The organism is Pikeienuella piscinae (assembly GCF_011044155.1).
GTDB classification, from domain to species: domain Bacteria; phylum Pseudomonadota; class Alphaproteobacteria; order Rhodobacterales; family Rhodobacteraceae; genus Pikeienuella; species Pikeienuella piscinae.
In genome coordinates, this window is sequence record NZ_CP049056.1 from 3,044,047 (window position 1) to 3,060,551 (window position 16,505).

Sequence of the window (16,505 nt, forward strand, 5' to 3'; positions counted from 1 at the left end):
CCATCCCATGTCCGACGCCACGACCCATCTCCTGCTGCCCTACATCCTGGCGGCGCAGGCCCAGAAGCATGTCACCCACAACGAGGCGCTGCGGCTGCTCGACGGGCTCGTCCAGCTTTCTGTGATCGACCGCGATCTGACAGCGCCGCCCGGAAGCCCCGCCGATGGCGACCGCTACATCGTCGGCTCGGGCGCGACGGGCGACTGGGCGGGGTGGGACCTGAACGTCGCGCTCTGGACCGACGGCGCCTGGCTGCGCCTGCCGCCACGGGCCGGGTGGCGGGCATGGGTCGAGGACGAGGGAGTGTTACTGGTCTACGACGGGTCCGGCTGGGTCGGGACCACTCCGGCCACGCTGCAGAACCTCGCGCTCCTGGGGCTCGGCACGACGGCGGATGCGTCGAACCCATTCTCGGCCAAGCTGAACGCCGCGCTCTGGACCGCGAAGACCGTGGCCGAGGGCGGGACCGGCGATCTCTTCTACACCATGAGCAAGGAGGCGGCGGGCGACGATCTCGGGCTGACGCTGCAAACCGGTTTCGTGACCAAGGCGCTGGTGGGGCTCTTCGGCTCCGACCGCTTCCGCCTCGCGGTCTCCGCCGACGGCAGCACCTTCTTCGACGGGCTGAGCGTCGACAACGCCACCGGCATCGTCGACCAGCCCCGGCTTCCGCGGTTCAAGGCTTACACCAACTACGACAACTATGTCGGCGTTGGAACCTGGACGAAGATCGGCCTGAACAACACCGACTACAATGATCAGGGTGCCTTCGACGCCGCGAACAACCATTTCGTGGCCCCGGTCGACGGCACCTACCTCTTCGGCGCGACGCTGCTCTACAAGATCAACGCCAGCGCCACGGCCCGGATGCGCGGGCGGCTGGTGCTGAACGGTACGACCGAAATCCGCGGCTCCCTCGGCGAAATCTCAGCCACCCATGTCTCGCTCGCCACCGCGATCTGGCTCCAGACCATGGTCCTGCTGACTGCCGGCGATACCGTCGAGCTGCAGGGGTATTTTCGGGTCGCGGACGGCTACTTCGCTGCCGATCACACGTCCTTCTGGGGCTGCAAGATCGGCTGAGCGACGGAAGGAGGATCCCGATGACACCACCCCGGTCCGATGGCTTCGTGCGCATGCCCGACGCCGAGTTCGAGGCGATCTTGACCCGGGCGGCCGAGGAAGGCGCCAAGCGCGCGCTCGCCGATGTCGGGCTCGACGGCGACGAGGCCGCGCTCGACATCCGCGATCTGCGCTCCCTGGTGGACTGCATCCGGCTGGTGCGGCGCACCGCGATGCAGACTGCCGTCCGCATGATCACCACCGGCGTCATGCTGGCGCTGCTCGCGGGCATCGCCATCAAGCTGAAGATCTTCGGCGCCGGTCCGTAGCCGCGCCCCATCCCCTTTCATCAGTCCAACCGCACCCGCCCTTGAGGCGGGTTTTTCGTTTTGGAGGACCCCATGACCACGACTTTCCACCGCCACTGGCGCGACGTGCCCGAGAGCACCTGGCGCTGGCCGAACTTCAGCCCGGCCGAGATCGCCTGCCGGGGCACTGGCAAGCTGCTGATCAACGAGCCCGCGCTCGACAAGCTGCAGGCGCTGCGCGACCGGCTGGGCAAGCCGCTCATCGTCCGCTCCGCCTATCGCAGCCCCGAGCACAACCGGGCCGTCGGCGGCGCGACCCGCTCCAAGCACCTCGACGGCGCCGCCTTCGACATCGCCATGGCGAACCACGACCCGGTGGCCTTCGAGGCGGCGGCCCGCGAGGTCGGGTTCCTCGGCTTCGGCTTCTATCCGCGCTCGGGCTTCATCCACGTCGACCTCGGCCCGGCGCGTCAGTGGGGCGAGCGCTTCCCGGTCCGGGCGACGGCATTTGCAGCCGAGACGCCGCCCGCGCGCGAGGTGCTGGCTGACAGCCGCACCATGAAAGGCGGTGGGGCAGCCGGTGTGGCGACGCTGGGCGCGGCGGGCGTCGAGGTGGCGCAGCAGGTGCTGGCCGAGACCCAGACCGCGATCTTGCCGCTTGTGCCGTATCTCGACACGTTGCGTTGGGTATTCATCGCCGTGGCGCTTGGCGGCATCGCGGTCACGATCTACGCGCGTCTCGATGACTGGCGCCGAGGGCAGCGGTGATGGCCCCGCTCCTGATCGGGTTCGCCGCCAGCCCATGGATGCGGGCCGCTTTGCGCTACGGCGCCATCATCCTCGCCCTGCTCCTGTTCCTGCTTTCGCTTCGGCGGTCCGGCGAGCGAGCGGGACGCCTCGCTGAACGCCTTCAGACCACGGAGAAAGCCAATGATGTCCAACGCCAGATGCTCGAGGCGACGGCTCGTCGTCCTAGGTCTCGCGACGAGCTTGCTGAGCGGCTGCGCAACGGTCGGTTCTGAGCCCGGCATCGCGACCGTCTGCCCGCCCGTGGTAGAGTACAGCCGCGAGTTCCAGGCGCGCGCAGCCGAGGAGCTCGCGCGGCTGCCGCACGGGTCGGCCATCGCCGAGATGCTGAGCGACTACGCCGTGATCCGGGATCAGGTCCGTATGTGTTCTCGCCCCTGATCAAGAGCCGAATTGGAGCCTCAAGGTCAGGCAGCAGCGTAGCTGGTAAAGACCTCGTTCGATCCGTCGCGCCGGATCAGAAACACGTCGTAGGCCTCGCGCTGGCTTTCCGGTCCCATCCCGGGCGAGCCGTAGGGCATGCCTGGCACTGCGAGGCCGACCGCGTCGGGGCGTTCCAGCAGGAGACGGCGAATGTCGGCAACAGGGACGTGACCCTCGATAATGTAACCATCCACACGACCCGTATGGCAGGAGACCATCTCCTGCGGGATGCCGTTGTCCAGCTTGTAGCGCATCAGAAGCGTCCCGGCGCTCGCCTCGGTCGTGACGGCGAAGCCGTCGTTCTCGAGGATCTCGATCCAGGCCGAGCAGCAGCCGCAGTTGGGGTCCTTCATCACGTGGATCGCCGGACCGGCGCCTTGCGCCAGAGCCCTCAAGGGCGACGCAGCCGCCAGCGCAGCTGTGCCGATCAGGAGCTTGCGGCGGGAAAACATGTCTTGGGTCATCTGATGTTCCTTTCGAGGTTGGATGTGTGGGCTGGCAGATCAGAGGTCGACCCGCCTGAGCCGCAGGGCGTTGGTGATCACCGAGACCGACGACAGGCTCATCGCCGCCGCCGCGATCATCGGCGAGAGCAGAAGTCCGGTGACAGGGTAAAGCAGCCCGGCGGCGATGGGGACGCCAAGCGCGTTGTAGGCGAAGGCGAAGAACAGGTTCTGCTTGATGTTCCGCAGGGTGGCGCGGGCGAGCTTGCGCGCCCGCACGATGCCCATCAGGTCGCCGCCCAGCAGGGTGATGCCTGCGCTTTCCATCGCAACATCGGCCCCGGTGCCCATGGCGATGCCGACATCGGCGGCGGCGAGCGCGGGGGCGTCGTTCACCCCGTCGCCCGCCATGGCGATCTTGTGGCCGTCGCGGCGCAACTGGTCGATCAGGTCCTTCTTGGCCTCGGGCAGGATGCCTGCGCGCACCTCGTCGATGCCGAGCTTGCCCGCCACCGCCTGCGCCGTGCGTTCGTTGTCGCCCGTCGCCATGATCACCCTTAGCCCTTGGGCATGAAGTTCCCGAATGGCCTGCGCGGTACTCTCCTTGATCGGGTCGGCGACCGCCACGATGCCGACGAGCGCGCCGTCAAGCGCGACGAACATCGCCGTCTTGCCCTCGGCGCGCAGGGTGTCGGCCTTTGACTCGGCCTGCGCGGTGTCGAGCCCCATCTCCCGCATCATCGCCGCGTTGCCTAGCGCCACCGCGCGCCCACCGACCCGGCCCTGTACGCCCTTGCCAGTGACGGCGTCGAAGTCCGTGGCCTCCTGACGCGGCGCACCCTGCGCCTCGGCTCCCTCGACAATCGCCTCAGCCAGCGGGTGTTCCGAGCCACGCTCCAGCGCTGCGGCCAGCGACAACAGGTCGGTCTCGGTGACGTCCCCGAGCGCAACCGTATCGGTCAGCTTCGGCTTGCCCATGGTCAGCGTGCCGGTCTTGTCGACGATGAGCGTATCGACTCCTGCCATTCGCTCCAGCGCCTCGGCGTCCTTGATCAGCACGCCCGCCTGTGCGCCGCGCCCCGCCGCCGTGGTGATGGAGATCGGTGTCGCCAGCCCCAGCGCGCAGGGGCAGGCGATGATGAGGACCGACACGGCCGAGGCGATTGCGAAGACCAGCGCGGGCTCCGGGCCGAAGATCAGCCAGACCACGAAGGCGACGATGGCGATGACCACCACCGTCGGCACGAATATCGCCGACACCCGGTCGGCCAGCCCCTGGATCGGCGCGCGGGACCGCCGCGCGTTCGACACCATCGCCACGATCTGCGCCAGCACGGTATCGGACCCGACCTTGCCTGCCTCCATGACCAGAGAGCCGTTCTTGTTGATCGTGGCGCCCGTCACCTCATCCCCCGGCCCCTTTTCCACCGGCATTGACTCGCCGGTCAGCATGCTTTCGTCCAGCGACGAGCGGCCCTCGATCACCGTGCCGTCGACCGGAATGGCGTCGCCGGGACGGACCCGCAGCCGGTCGCCCTCCATGATGTTCTCCAGCGGCGCATCGTATTCAGTGCCGTCCGGCAGGATGCGCCGCGCGGTCTTCGGCGCCAGATCCAGAAGCGCGCGGATCGCATCCCCGGTGCGTTCTCGCGCTCGGAGTTCCAGCACCTGGCCCACGAAGACCAACGCGACGATCACCACCGCCGCCTCGAAATAGGTGCCGACGCCGTGGCCCATCCGGTACTGTTCCGGAAACACCCCCGGCAGGAACGTCGCGACGAGCGAGTAAAGGTAGGCCGCCGCCACGCCGATGCTGATCAGCGTCCACATGTTTGGGCTGCGGTTCACAATGGAGTCCCAGCCGCGCCGGAAGAAAGGCAAGGCGGCCCAGAGGATGATCGGCGTTGCCAGCACGAACTCGAGATAACTTGCGGTCTGATGCCCGATCCAGTCGCGCACTGGCAGCGCGACCAGTTCACCCATCGTCAGGATGATGAGCGGCACCGCCGCCGCCGCCGAAATCCACATCCGACGCGTGAAGTCGGTCAGCTCCTCGCTGGGCTCATCCGACGGCACCATCGGTTCCAGCGCCATGCCGCAGATCGGGCAGGACCCCGGCGCATCGCGGACGATCTCGGGATGCATCGGACAGGTGTACTGGACGTTGGCCGGAGCAGCCTTCTTCTGTCCGGCGGCCCGGCCCGAGGCGTAGAACCACGGATCCGCCTTGAACTTCGACTGGCATTTCTCCGAACAGAAATGAAAGGTCTCTCCCTGGAACTCGGCGTGACGCCCGTCCGGCTTGACCGCGACCGTCATCCCGCAGACCGGGTCCTTTGCGGTATTCGCCCCCGCCGGAATGTCGGGCGCCGCGTGATGGTGATCGTGCTCCATAGTCTGCCAGCCTTTCGATCTCTTGTTTCAGCTTGCCGCTTCCAGCCGTTGGAAGCTCAAGCTCTTTTCAATGGTGGTCGTGAGCGCCTTCCAGGGCGGGATTCCGTGCGAGGAAGATTCCGACGAACAGGAACACCAGCGCCATGCCGATCGCACCCAGGACGACGATCAAGGGGTCGGACTGCCATTTCATCGCGGCGAAGGCGGCCAGCACCACGGCATCAAGTGCGATTGCCGTCAGCAACACCCAGCCCCGAGCGCCGATTTCTTCGCGCAGATGCCGGAACACGCCGAAATGGATGATCATGTCCATCACCAGATAGAAGAAGGCCCCGAGCGAGGCGATGCGGCTGAGGTCGAAGAAGACCGTCAGGAAGCCTGCGATCACGACGGTGTAGACGAGTGTGTGGTCCTTGATCGTGCCTGGCATCCCGAAATGGCTGTGCGGGATCATCTTCATGTCCGTCAGCATCGCCAGCATCCGCGAGACGGCAAACACGCTGGCGATCAGGCCCGAGGCAGTTGCCACCAGCGCAAGCGCCACCGTCAGGTAGAAGCCGGTTTGCCCGAGGGCTGGTTGGGCCGCTTCAGCCAGCGCGTAGTCCTTCGCCGCCACGATGCGATCGAGCGGCAGGCTGGAGCCGACCGCGAATGCGACCAGCAGGTAGACGACGACGCAGATGGCGATGGACAGGACTATGGCCCGGCCCACGTTCCGATGCGGATTGGTCACCTCGGCGCCGCTGTTGGTGATGGTCGTGAACCCCTTGAAGGCGAGAATGGACAGCGCGACCGACGCCACGAACCCACCCGCACGAAAATCTCCGCCCGACGCTTCGAACGAAATGCCGCTGGCCCACAGACCGGCCGCCCCGAACAGCGCAATGCCGCCCACCTTGAGAATGGCCATGATAATGGACAGCAGCCCGACCGACCGGTTGCCAGAGACGTTCACGAGATAGGCGAAGACGATCAGCCCCACGCCGAGGACCGGCACGAGAATGCTGTCCGGATCGCCGCCGAAGGCTCGCAGGGTGTAGGTTCCGAAGGTGCGAGCGACGAGGCTTTCGTTGATGACCATCGACAGCGCCATCAGGAGAGCTGCGCCCGCCGCGACCGTCGTCGGTCCGTAGGCTTTCTTCAGGATCATCCCGATGCCGCCCGCAGACGGGTATGCGTTCGACATCTTGATATAGGTGTAGGCGCTGAAGGCGGTCACGATGGCGCCGACCACGAACGAGAGCGGGAAGAGAGGCCCGGCGAGTTCGGCGATCTGGCCGGTCAGCGCGAAGATGCCCGCGCCGATCATCACGCCGGTGCCCATGGCTACCGCACCGGAAAGGGTGATGCTGTTCTTCTGGTACTCGCTTCCGGTCATAGATTTCCCTTTTCAGGCTTTTGCCGCATGGCTACCCAAAGCAGTGGCAGGCCCGTCAAGAGGCCGAGGCCAAGTACTGCCCATGTCGCCCGGCCCAGATCTCCGCTCACCGCCTCGCCGCCGAAATGGGCCAGCAGGAAGCTTGCCGGAATGATCCCCGCCAGTGTTGCCAAGGCGAAACGCCAGGCGTGCAATCGGCTCAGTCCGGCCGCGTAGCTGATCATGTCGAAGGACACGAAGGGCATCAGGCGGCTGGCAAGAACCGTCGCCGTCAACGCGTTCTGCGAGCCGAGCAGCCCGGCATCGACGCGGTCCCCGAACACCCGCCGCAGGACGTCATGCCCCAGAACCCGTGCGAGACCGAAGGCGATCAGCGCCCCGAGCTCGGCGCCGATGACGACCTGCACGGTCCCCCAGAGATGTCCGTAGGCCGCTCCGGCCGCCAGTGCGATGGGTGCACTCGGGATTGGGCTGGCCACGACCGCGATGGTCATAAGCGTGACGATCAGGACCGGCCCCCAGAGACCCGCACGCGCCACCAGCGTTTCCAGACGCTCGGGCTCCAGGAGGCTGCGCGCCTCGGCGAACACCGAAGGCGCGAACTGCCAGACAGCGAGCAGTCCGATGCCGAGGATCGCAAGGCCCGCGAGAATGGTGACGCGCAGGCTCATCTCAGACCGCCGCGACGGCCTTCGCCAGGAGGTCGCGCACCTCGCCCGCCACGGCCGTCAGTTCGGCGTTCTCAATCGCCTGCATCGACGCCACAGGATCGATGGCGCTGACTTCCACGCCACCGTCGACCTCGCGCAGGATGACGTTGCATGGCAGCATCGCACCGACGCGCGGTTCGATCCCGATGGCCTGATGCGCCATCTTGGGGTTGCAGGCGCCGAGGATGCGGTAGGCGGGCATCTCGACATCTAGCTTCTTCTTCATCGTCGCCTTGACGTCGATCTCGGTCAGGATGCCGAAGCCGTGGTCGGTGAGGGCCTTCCGCGCGCGAGCGTCGACGTCGTCGATACCGGCGTCGGGGAACATTCGATTGATCGTGTAGGTCATTGCCAACTCCTTTTTTCTATTTCCGAAGATACTTGATCAGCGCTGCTATGGCCAAAACCAGCAGCACGAGGATCAGCAGGCCGAAGAGCCAGCCAAACCCCATTCCGAAACCCATTCCGGGGCCCATGTCGTTCCAGTTCATCATCTCATCCTCCTGATTTTTACCCGCAGGGTGCGTCTTTTGGCCGGCCCTCACGACAACATGGGGCAGGACAGACCAGGATCGGTGCCGGGCGGGGCGCCATGTCCGGACGACCCGCTGGGATCAGACGGACGCCGTGACCGCGAATTCGGTCATCATCCCCGTCGTAAGGTGCGGCATGTGGTGGCAATGCAGCATCCATCGGGCGGCCTCACCGACATCGAGGGCGACATCGACCATCGACATCGGTGGCACGTGAACCGTGTCGCGTAGTGCACCGGCGACCCGACGCCCGTTCAGCCCGACGACCTGGAACACATGGCCGTGCAGATGCATCGGGTGCGCCATCATCGACATGTTGTGGAACGACAGCACGACCCGCTCACCGCTGCGTGCGGTGATCGGCTGGTGCTGGCCCCAGACTGCCCCGTTTATCGTCCAGACGTACGGCTGCATCGAACCGCCCAGCATCAGCATCTGGCTGCGGTCCACGGGTCGATCCGGCAGAGCGTCCAGCGCGATGAGGCGCGCCTCCTGCGCCAGATCGGTGTCGAACGCGGGCGCTTCGGCATCCGCCATTGCATCGAGACGCCGCACTTCGGCACCCTGCGTGGCGAGGATCAGGCCGGTGCGCTCGCGCGCGCCTTCGCGCAGGGCGAGGATCGGCCAGGCGCCGCCTTCGTGCGGCAGGTCGATCTCGATGTCCAGACGCTGGCCCATTGCCAGACCGAACCGCGTGCCGGCGAGAGGTTCGACCGCGTGCCCATCTACCGCGACCAGCCGCGCCTCGGCACCGCCGGTCTCGATCCAGAATACCGTCGCCGCAGCGGCGTTGATGACCCGAAGCCGGATACGGCCACCGCGCTCGACCTGGACCACCTCCGGGTCCGACAGGGTCCGGTCATTGGCGAGATAGGCGTCCCAGTCATAGTCGTTCAGGTCCATGGCCATGCCGCCCATCTGGCCGCCCATACCCATCATCCCGCCCATTCGGGGCATGTTGCCCATCGGCATGCCGCCCGTGGCGCCATGGCCCATGGCCCCGTGATCCATGCCCTGCATCGCCCCCATGCCTCCCATGGGAGCGCCCTGATCGGGCAATGCACCGGCACCATGGCCCGCGCCGTGCCCGCCGCCATGACCTGCGCCGATCTCGGCCAGAACCTCCTCGGGGGCCTTGAAGGAGAAGTCATGAAGGAACATCACGACGTCTTGCCGGTCGGCAGCAACGTCCTCGGCCGAGCGCACGATCAGCGGCGCGGCGAGCAGCTGCATCTCCTGGGTGGGCACATGGCTGTGCATCCAGTGCGTGCCGGGCCGTGCCTCGAAGTCGTAGGATCGGGTTTCACCCGGTGCGAGGAGGGGCATCGGCATGTCCGGCACACCGTCCTGCGCGTTGGGCGGGATCTGTCCGTGCCAGTGGATGATGGTACCGACGTCCAGGTCGTTGGTCAGATCGACCCGGAACCTCTGGCCGGGGTCGAGGATCAGTCCCTGACCGCCGGGGCCGGCAAGCCCGAAGACCGTGGCAGCGCGACCGTCGATGTCGAGCGTGCGCGTCGCAGCGGAGAGGCTGATCGGCGCCACCCCTTGCGCGAAGGCGATGCGGGGCAAGTGTGCAGCGCCAATGGCGGCCGCACTTGCGGCAAGAAAGCCGCGTCGAGAAAGCATGTTCATGGTCGTCTCCTCGGGACTTCCGTCCCGTTCATCAATACCGATGGGGCGCCTCGGGCGTCTGCCCGGGCGCGCTCAGAGGAGACGGAGCTTGGGAGGTCGTTCGTTCAGTCCCGGCGCACGGCTGACGTGGATTGCCGCGGACGGGACGTCATGACTGGCGGCGCCGTAGGCGTGCCCGGCTTCCTCGCCTGCCGACGTCAGGAAGGCAGAGAGGCCTGCGCATACGAACTCGCACATCTCGGCATCGGCCGATCCACAGTGCTCTCCAGCGTCACAGTCGAAGCCCGAAATGACCGGAGAGTGCATCATGTCGGCGACATGCATCGCGTGATCCACACCGGAATTCATGCTCATGCGTGTCGCATGCGCGGAGGTCACCGTCGTCACCACGGTGATCGCGAGTATGGCAAGCATGGTGACGACACGTTCGAGCATGCTGCAAAGATAGGCATTGCTCACGAGAATGTCCATTGTCGCAGGCGCCTCGCCGCTGGCACAACGTGGTCTCGACCAAACGCGAATGTTATTCCGCAGTGATCGGCGATAGACGTCTTGAAAAAAGCTCTCCGAAATACTGTCGTGATCGGTCTGGTCGTCGGAGGTGTGATCCTCGCGGTCTTTGCTGGCTGGCGTTATGCCGGTACCGCATCCACCGCCGTGGCGTCGGCGGACATCATCGCGCAAGGACGCCAGATCTATGCGGATCAGTGCGCCGCCTGCCACGGCGCGGAACTGGAGGGCCAGCCGGGCTGGCGCTCGCCGCTTCCGTCCGGCCGGTTGCCGGCGCCACCCCACGACGCCAGCGGCCACACCTGGCACCATCCTGACGATGTCCTGTTCCGCATCGTTAGGGAAGGCACCGCCGCCGTGGTCGGCGGCGGATACGAGAGCGACATGCCCGGCTTCGCAGACGTGCTGAGCGACGCGGACATCCGCGCCGTTCTCGACTACATCAAGAGCACATGGCCAGAGCGCGAGCGCCGATACCAAGAGAGGGTGTCGGAGGCAAACTGACATTCCCCATGGTCGTCGGCTGCTACTCGCGCCAGGCCAGTTCGCAGACCGAGTTAGAGGAACGTCGCCGACCAGGTCAGCACCATGAAGCCGCCGAGCGACTGCATCATGTTGACCATCCGTATCGGCCCGGTTGCCTCGATCTGCGTGTACCCGAGCGTGGCGAAGTTGACGCCGGAGAAGTAGATCAGGCCGCTCCAGCATGGGTCGTAGCTGCCGTCGAAGCCTCCCACGCCCCAGCCCTGCAGCGCCCTGTAGACTGCGGCGAAAGCCAGGATTTCAATCGTGTGGAGCGCGAGCAGCCCGACGAACGCCACCATGATCGCCGCCTGCGGTCTCTCTTTCGAGTTCGGCTTCACGCCCCGGACGGCCAATAGCCCCGTAGTGGTGCGCGACCAGATGGCGGCCACCAGCGCGAAACCGAGCAGAAGCCCGATTCCAGTTGCAGCATGTTGAGCACTCGCGGCGGAACAGTACCCCGAGGTTTATGTTCTCAGCGCTCGGCCCTGCGGCATGGCAGCGGAACCATCGCCCTGCCGATGATCTGATCTCAGGCCTCACGTTCCGGATCAAACGCAAGAAGCCGCAGCGCGTTCAGTGTGACGAGCACCGTCGCGCCGGTATCTGCAAGGATCGCGATCCACAGCCCGGTAATGCCGAGGATCGTCGTCACCAGAAACACCGCCTTAAGGCCGAGCGCGATCGCCACATTTTGCCTGATGTTCGCCATGGCTGCGCGAGCAAGGCGAATCTTGCCGGCCACATCGGTCACGCGATTGCGCAGGATCGCGGCGTCGGCGGTTTCAAGCGCGACGTCCGTTCCGGAGCCCATGGCAACTCCGATGTGGGCGGTGGCGAGCGCAGGGGCATCGTTGATGCCGTCGCCCACCATCATCACGCGGTCTCTGGCGGTCATCTCACGGATCGCGGCGACCTTGCCTTCGGGCATCAATTCGGCGCGATGGTCAATGCCCAGCCCAGCGGAAATGGCTGCTGCCGTGCGCCGGTTGTCGCCGGTCAGCATCACAGACGCGATGCCAAGCGCCTTGAGTTGCTGCACCGCGCGGGCGGCATCCTCTCGGGGTTCGTCCCGGAGCGCTACGAGTCCGACCAACTGGCTCCGGCGGAAGACCGCGACGACTGTCTTGCCTTCGTCTTCCATGCCGACCACCGCCCGGAGCGCGTGGTCGTCCAACACACCGCGCTCCCCGGCGAACCGTGGAGAGCCCACCCAGGCGGTTTCACCCTCAACGACTGCTTCGGCCCCTTTGCCCGGAAGCGCTTTGGCGGCGGTCGCGGCCAGGAACGGCGCTCCCGCAGCTTCCGCGCGGGACAGGATCGCCTCCGCCAGAGGATGGCTCGACCCCGCTTCGACGGCGGCAGCCAGCGCCAGCACCTCTGTCTCCGATCCCGAGATCGGCACCACGTCCGTGACGCGCGGCCGTCCGTGGGTCAGGGTTCCGGTCTTGTCGAATGCGACATGCGTGGTGGCCGCCGCGGCCTCGATCACGGCGCCTCCTTTCATCAGCAGCCCGCGACGCGCGCCTGAAGAAAGCGCAGAGGCGATGGAAGCCGGTACCGAGATCACCAGCGCGCAGGGGCATCCGATCAGGAGAAGCGCGAGCGCCCGGTAGATCCACGTATCCCAGCCTTGCCCGAACGCGAGGGGCGGGACGATGGCCACCAGCACCGCAACTCCGACGACGGCCGGCATGTAGATGCGGCTGAAACGGTCGATGAAGCGCTCGGTCGGGGCCCGGGCGCTTTCCGCTTCCTCGACCAGCCGGATGATACGGGCAATGGTGTTGTCCTCGGCCGACTTGGTGACCCGAACACGCAGCGCCGCCTCGGAATTGATGGAGCCGGCAAAGACGGAGGCACCGGGTTCCTTCAGCTTCGGCACACTCTCGCCCGTGACGGCGCTCTCATCGACGCCCGAGGTGCCCTCGATAACTTCGCCATCTGCCGGGACCCGGTCTCCCGGGCGCACCAGAACGATCTGGTCCACCTGCAGCTGGTCGGCTGGTATCACCCGAGTCCGGCCGCCGATCTCCAGGATCGCGGTCTTCGGTACCAGACGAGCGAGCGCCCGGATCCCGTCGCGGGCCTTGTTCGCCGCAACACCTTCGAGAACCTCCCCGACGGCGAAGAGGAAGACGACGAGCGCCGCTTCCTCGGCGGCGTCGATGACGAGCGCGCCGCTGGCGGCGATTGTCATCAGCATCTCGATCGTGAACGGCATCCCCGCTCTGGCGGACGCGACGGCGCGGCGTGCGATAGGGGCGACACCAATGAGCGTCGCGAGGATGAATGCCCACGTTGCCACATCCTGGGAGGCGAGCAGTTTCACGGCCCATGCCGCCGCGAGGAGGAGACCGGTGCCGATCACCAGTCTGCCCTTCGCGGTCTGATACCAACGCGAACCGGGCCCGGGACCGCTCTCGGGCCCTGTCGATCCAGCGTTGGGCTCGAGTCCTGCGGCATCTCGCGAGCCGTCCGCACGGGACGCTTGCTCATCGTCCGGCAGCACGAAGCCTTTCCGATCGGGGCTCGATCCTTTCGCCGCGATCCCGTAGCCGAGCCGCTTGACGATTGCTTCGATCTGGTTGCGAGGGGTCTGCCCTTCATCCAGAGTCAGCCGAAGCCGCTCGGTCATTAGCGCCACATCGACGTCGCTCACGCCAGGCAGGCGTTCGACCGCACCCCGGACCTTGCCGGCGCACGACGCACAGTCCATCCCGGAAACCGTCCATTCGTAGGTTGCACTGTCGTTCGCCGTCATCACGCCCTTCCAACCCGCCCAGCGGGCAACATTGTATTTGCTGAGTCGGGAACCTAAGGTCTCTAGTAGCTATAGCTTCAAGAGGAAATCTGATGCTCACCATCGGAAAATTGGGCGAAGCGGCCGGCGTGAAGGTTCCGACGATCCGCTACTACGAGCAGATCGGGCTCCTGCCGGAGCCAGATCGCAGTGCCGGGAACCAGCGGCTCTATGGGCAGTCGGCACTGGATCGGCTAGCCTTCATCCGCCATGCGCGGGAGCTCGGTTTTCCGCTGGACGCTATCCGAGACCTTCTGAGTCTCTCTGACAGACCCGATCAATCCTGCGCAGCCGCCGATGTCATCGCCAGGGCGCAGCTGGCCGAGGTTGAAAGCCGCCTTGCGCGCCTGACTGCGCTGAAAGGCGAACTTGAGCGCATGGTCGTGCAATGTGCAGGCGGTCGGATTGCCGATTGCCGGGTCATTGAAGTTCTGGGCGACCATTCGCTATGCGCAACCGATCACCAGCATCCGGAGAGCGAGGCGGCATCGTGAAAGCACCCGGCACCCTCGCCATCTACATCGGTGCCGCTCTGGCCGAGATTGCGGGCTGCTTTGCGGTCTGGGCATGGATGCGGCAAGGCGCGAGCGCGCTCTGGCTGGTCCCCGGCCTCCTGAGCCTGGCCGTCTTCGCTTGGCTCCTGACCCTTGCCCCCTCCGATTTTGCGGGGCGGGCCTACGCAGCTTATGGCGGGGTCTATATCGCAGCCTCGCTCCTCTGGCTGTGGCTCATCGAGAAGCAGCGCCCGGACACTTGGGACCTGACAGGTGCCGCAATCTGCCTCGCCGGTGCGGCCGTCATCCTGTTGGCGCCGAGGGCGGCTGGTGGATGATCGGGGGTGCTCTCCAAGATCAAGGCAGCCGACTGCCGCTCATCGTTGCCGACATCACGATAGAGCCAACCTTTGCGGACGGACTCCCGCTCTTCCAGCGTAGCAGCTGTGCGCATCAAATAAAATCAATGACTTATACTGGAGAAGGTTGGACGTCAGACCCATCCCCTCCGCCACTTGCCCCCGCGAAGGCGTTCTCCCGATCCGGCCGCAGCCGGATTTTTTCGTTGTTTTCGAGGGTTGTGCGGGAGGGGCTGTTAACCGGCCCACGCGCCGAAGGGCACACACGCATTCTCTCCGGGCCGATATTCTCCGGACCTGTTAACCGCCGCCGTTCCGGTTAATCTGCGCAAACCATTGATAAAAATCGGGAAAATCTCCGGCTTGGTCCGCATAGGTTCGGCAATCCAAGCGGGAAGAGAATGGAACACGTATCGAACACACCCCTCCGACTTGGGTGGTGTCACCGCAGCGCGGCTCTCGCACTCGGCACGTTGGTTTCGTCCTCACCGACCAAGGTCGCGAGCCGAGCGAGCGCTTCGGCCACGATGCGGCCCTGAGCGCCTTCGCCGCCGCGCTCAGTGCGCTCTTCGCCGATCCAAACGTCGGCCGGGACGCAGTCTACATCGCCGACGGCGGCGCGCCCGTGCTGGTGCGTGCCGCCGCCCGGCGCGCGGATGCGGTCACCGACTTCGGCGACGCCCGGCTCTGGTCCGAGACCACCCGGATCGACCTGCGCGTCGCCGAAGTAGCGAATCCGCGACCCGGCGACCGCATCGAGATCGACGGCGACGCCTTCCTCATTCAGGGCGAGCCTGTCCGCGACCGCGAGCGGCTGGTCTGGACCGTGGACTTGCGCCCAGCATGAAACTTAAGCTCGACATCGCTCCCGACATCGTCGCGATGATGGCGGCCGAGGTCGCGGCGGGCGAACGCGCCGTGACCGCCGCCATGCGCGAGGCCGGGACCGGGCTGAAGACAGCATGGCGTGGGCAGATCACTGGCGCAGGGCTCGGGAGGCGACTCGCTAACTCGATCCGCAACCAGAACTTCCCGCGGTCGGGCGAAAGCCTCGATGCGGCGGCGCTGGTATGGTCCAAGGCACCGGTGATTGTCGGCGCGCACGATACTGGACCACTGATCCGCTCGAAGGACGGCTTCTGGCTTGCGATCCCGCTGCCCGCCGCAGGAAAATCCACACGCGGTGGCCGGATCACCCCCGGTGAATGGGAACGGCGACGCGGTCTGCGCCTGCGGTTCGTCTATCGCCGGACGGGTCCGAGCCTGCTGGTGGCTGAGGGGCGGCTGAACACGAAGGGCCAGGCGGTGGTGTCGCGTTCCAAAACCGGACGCGGGAAGGTCACCGCGCCGATCTTCCTGCTGGTGCCTCAGGTCAAGCTGCCAAAACGGTTTAACCTCGACCGCGATGCAGAGCGCGCGCTGGTTAGCGTGCCGGGGCTGATCGTGGCGAACTGGGTGGACAGGAAGTTTGAATAGCAGCGACGCGGGACGGAACTGCCATTTGGCGATCAACGTCGAATGTACAGTAGCTTCGAGCTGCTGACCTGAGACGTAGCGCAACTTCCGTCAATTATTCTGAGCCTGCAATGCATGTCCCAGCCGCATGGCTGCGTCAACTGCTGCCATGCCGCGCAGGGGCCATGCCTGCGTCAACCCTTCAATGATCACAAGAAGCTCGGTCTCGGCCGCCTTTAGCCCGGTGGCTGCTGCGGCCCGCCCTGCGACCTCGGCCTTGTGCCGCTCGAGTAGATCGTGCAGCCGGTCACTTCCTGGATCGGCGGCAACTGCCGCATGAAAGAGACAGCCGTGTGAGGTCTCGGTTGCCATCCAGTTGCCCACTCGGGAAAGGATGGTGTCCACCGCCTCTCGGGGCTCTTCCGGCAAGGCGCCGAAGACGCGGGCGAGATAACGCTGGTGCCGGTTTTCCAGTGCTGCCAGCACCATTTCTGCGCGGGACGGCGTGTATTTGTAGAGCGTGCGCAGGCTCACGCCCGCGGCGTCGCGCAGGTCTTCCACGCTCGGTTCAGCGAAGCCACGGCTGGCGAAAGCTTGTTCGAGACCGGCGGATATCTTGCTCATCGTGTCTGCCATGCTTGACGCTGTAGAGCGATCCCTCTACCTAC

20 protein-coding genes are annotated in these 16,505 nt (G+C 65.9%); 9 read left to right on the forward strand and 11 right to left on the reverse strand.

Annotated features, from left to right (window positions below; genetic code table 11):
• Positions 1-7 precede the first annotated feature (7 nt).
• From G5B40_RS14480 to G5B40_RS14495, 4 genes are all read left to right on the forward strand, one after another.
• Positions 8-1,084, forward strand: coding sequence for a DUF2793 domain-containing protein (locus tag G5B40_RS14480; RefSeq protein WP_165099925.1), 1,077 nt, complete (start codon positions 8-10; stop codon positions 1,082-1,084).
• A gap of 53 nt (positions 1,085-1,137) precedes the next feature.
• Positions 1,138-1,392 carry a DUF6127 family protein gene (locus tag G5B40_RS14485; protein WP_211907337.1) on the forward strand — a complete coding sequence of 85 codons (255 nt, stop codon included), beginning with the start codon at positions 1,138-1,140 and terminating at the stop codon, positions 1,390-1,392.
• Positions 1,393-1,464: 72 nt separating this feature from the next.
• Positions 1,465-2,139 (forward strand): YcbK family protein, encoded by a 675-nt coding sequence (locus G5B40_RS14490; RefSeq protein WP_165099934.1) that lies wholly within the window; start codon positions 1,465-1,467, stop codon positions 2,137-2,139.
• Positions 2,139-2,393, forward strand: coding sequence for a hypothetical protein (locus G5B40_RS14495; protein WP_203561091.1), 255 nt, complete (start codon positions 2,139-2,141; stop codon positions 2,391-2,393). The genes G5B40_RS14490 and G5B40_RS14495 overlap by 1 nt, the downstream gene beginning before the upstream one ends.
• 192 nt (positions 2,394-2,585) lie before the next feature.
• Here G5B40_RS14495 and G5B40_RS14500 read toward each other — a convergent pair whose 3' ends face one another.
• The 8 genes from G5B40_RS14500 to G5B40_RS14530 form a co-directional block, all read right to left on the reverse strand.
• The gene (locus G5B40_RS14500) at positions 2,586-3,065 is read right to left on the reverse strand and encodes a DUF411 domain-containing protein (RefSeq protein WP_045685040.1); all 480 of its coding nucleotides are present in this window, start codon (positions 3,063-3,065) and stop codon (positions 2,586-2,588) included.
• Between the two features lie 39 nt (positions 3,066-3,104).
• Positions 3,105-5,438, reverse strand: a complete 2,334-nt coding sequence (locus G5B40_RS14505) for a heavy metal translocating P-type ATPase (protein WP_062563565.1) — start codon at positions 5,436-5,438, stop codon at positions 3,105-3,107.
• Positions 5,439-5,505: 67 nt separating this feature from the next.
• Positions 5,506-6,816, reverse strand: coding sequence for an APC family permease (locus G5B40_RS14510; RefSeq protein WP_045681289.1), 1,311 nt, complete (start codon positions 6,814-6,816; stop codon positions 5,506-5,508).
• On the reverse strand, positions 6,813-7,487 hold the full coding sequence (locus G5B40_RS14515; RefSeq protein WP_165099937.1) for a TVP38/TMEM64 family protein: 675 nt from the start codon (positions 7,485-7,487) through the stop codon (positions 6,813-6,815). The genes G5B40_RS14510 and G5B40_RS14515 overlap by 4 nt, the downstream gene beginning before the upstream one ends.
• 1 nt (position 7,488) lies before the next feature.
• Complete coding sequence (locus G5B40_RS14520; RefSeq protein WP_045681285.1) at positions 7,489-7,875, reverse strand: DUF302 domain-containing protein; 387 nt, start codon at positions 7,873-7,875, stop codon at positions 7,489-7,491.
• 16 nt (positions 7,876-7,891) lie between these two features.
• Complete coding sequence (locus G5B40_RS21425) at positions 7,892-8,020, reverse strand: hypothetical protein (RefSeq protein WP_264224588.1); 129 nt, start codon at positions 8,018-8,020, stop codon at positions 7,892-7,894.
• Positions 8,021-8,140: 120 nt separating this feature from the next.
• Entirely contained in the window at positions 8,141-9,694 is a 1,554-nt protein-coding gene (locus G5B40_RS14525; RefSeq protein ID WP_062563567.1) for a multicopper oxidase family protein, read from the reverse strand.
• Positions 9,695-9,766: 72 nt separating this feature from the next.
• Positions 9,767-10,165, reverse strand: a complete 399-nt coding sequence (locus G5B40_RS14530; protein ID WP_045681279.1) for a hypothetical protein — start codon at positions 10,163-10,165, stop codon at positions 9,767-9,769.
• Positions 10,166-10,246: 81 nt separating this feature from the next.
• Here G5B40_RS14530 and G5B40_RS14535 point away from each other — a divergent pair, with 81 nt between their 5' ends.
• Positions 10,247-10,708: a c-type cytochrome gene (locus G5B40_RS14535; RefSeq protein WP_082724933.1), complete on the forward strand. Its 462-nt coding sequence runs from the start codon at positions 10,247-10,249 to the stop codon at positions 10,706-10,708.
• A gap of 53 nt (positions 10,709-10,761) precedes the next feature.
• Here G5B40_RS14535 and G5B40_RS14540 read toward each other — a convergent pair whose 3' ends face one another.
• Entirely contained in the window at positions 10,762-11,082 is a 321-nt protein-coding gene (locus G5B40_RS14540; protein ID WP_246209533.1) for an ion channel, read from the reverse strand.
• A gap of 176 nt (positions 11,083-11,258) precedes the next feature.
• The gene (locus G5B40_RS14545) at positions 11,259-13,490 is read right to left on the reverse strand and encodes a heavy metal translocating P-type ATPase (protein ID WP_208997431.1); all 2,232 of its coding nucleotides are present in this window, start codon (positions 13,488-13,490) and stop codon (positions 11,259-11,261) included.
• 92 nt (positions 13,491-13,582) lie between these two features.
• Here G5B40_RS14545 and G5B40_RS14550 point away from each other — a divergent pair, with 92 nt between their 5' ends.
• From G5B40_RS14550 to G5B40_RS14565, 4 genes are all read left to right on the forward strand, one after another.
• Positions 13,583-14,023, forward strand: a complete 441-nt coding sequence (locus tag G5B40_RS14550) for a MerR family transcriptional regulator (RefSeq protein ID WP_045681275.1) — start codon at positions 13,583-13,585, stop codon at positions 14,021-14,023.
• Entirely contained in the window at positions 14,020-14,361 is a 342-nt protein-coding gene (locus G5B40_RS14555) for a YnfA family protein (RefSeq protein ID WP_244304760.1), read from the forward strand. The genes G5B40_RS14550 and G5B40_RS14555 overlap by 4 nt, the downstream gene beginning before the upstream one ends.
• 556 nt (positions 14,362-14,917) lie before the next feature.
• The gene (locus tag G5B40_RS14560) at positions 14,918-15,229 is read left to right on the forward strand and encodes a head-tail joining protein (protein WP_165103700.1); all 312 of its coding nucleotides are present in this window, start codon (positions 14,918-14,920) and stop codon (positions 15,227-15,229) included.
• Positions 15,226-15,858, forward strand: coding sequence for a DUF6441 family protein (locus G5B40_RS14565; RefSeq protein WP_165099940.1), 633 nt, complete (start codon positions 15,226-15,228; stop codon positions 15,856-15,858). The genes G5B40_RS14560 and G5B40_RS14565 overlap by 4 nt, the downstream gene beginning before the upstream one ends.
• 90 nt (positions 15,859-15,948) lie before the next feature.
• Here the strand turns inward: G5B40_RS14565 and G5B40_RS14570 are convergent, their stop codons facing one another.
• Positions 15,949-16,461: a TetR/AcrR family transcriptional regulator gene (locus G5B40_RS14570; RefSeq protein ID WP_246209535.1), complete on the reverse strand. Its 513-nt coding sequence runs from the start codon at positions 16,459-16,461 to the stop codon at positions 15,949-15,951.
• Positions 16,462-16,505: the final 44 nt, after the last annotated feature.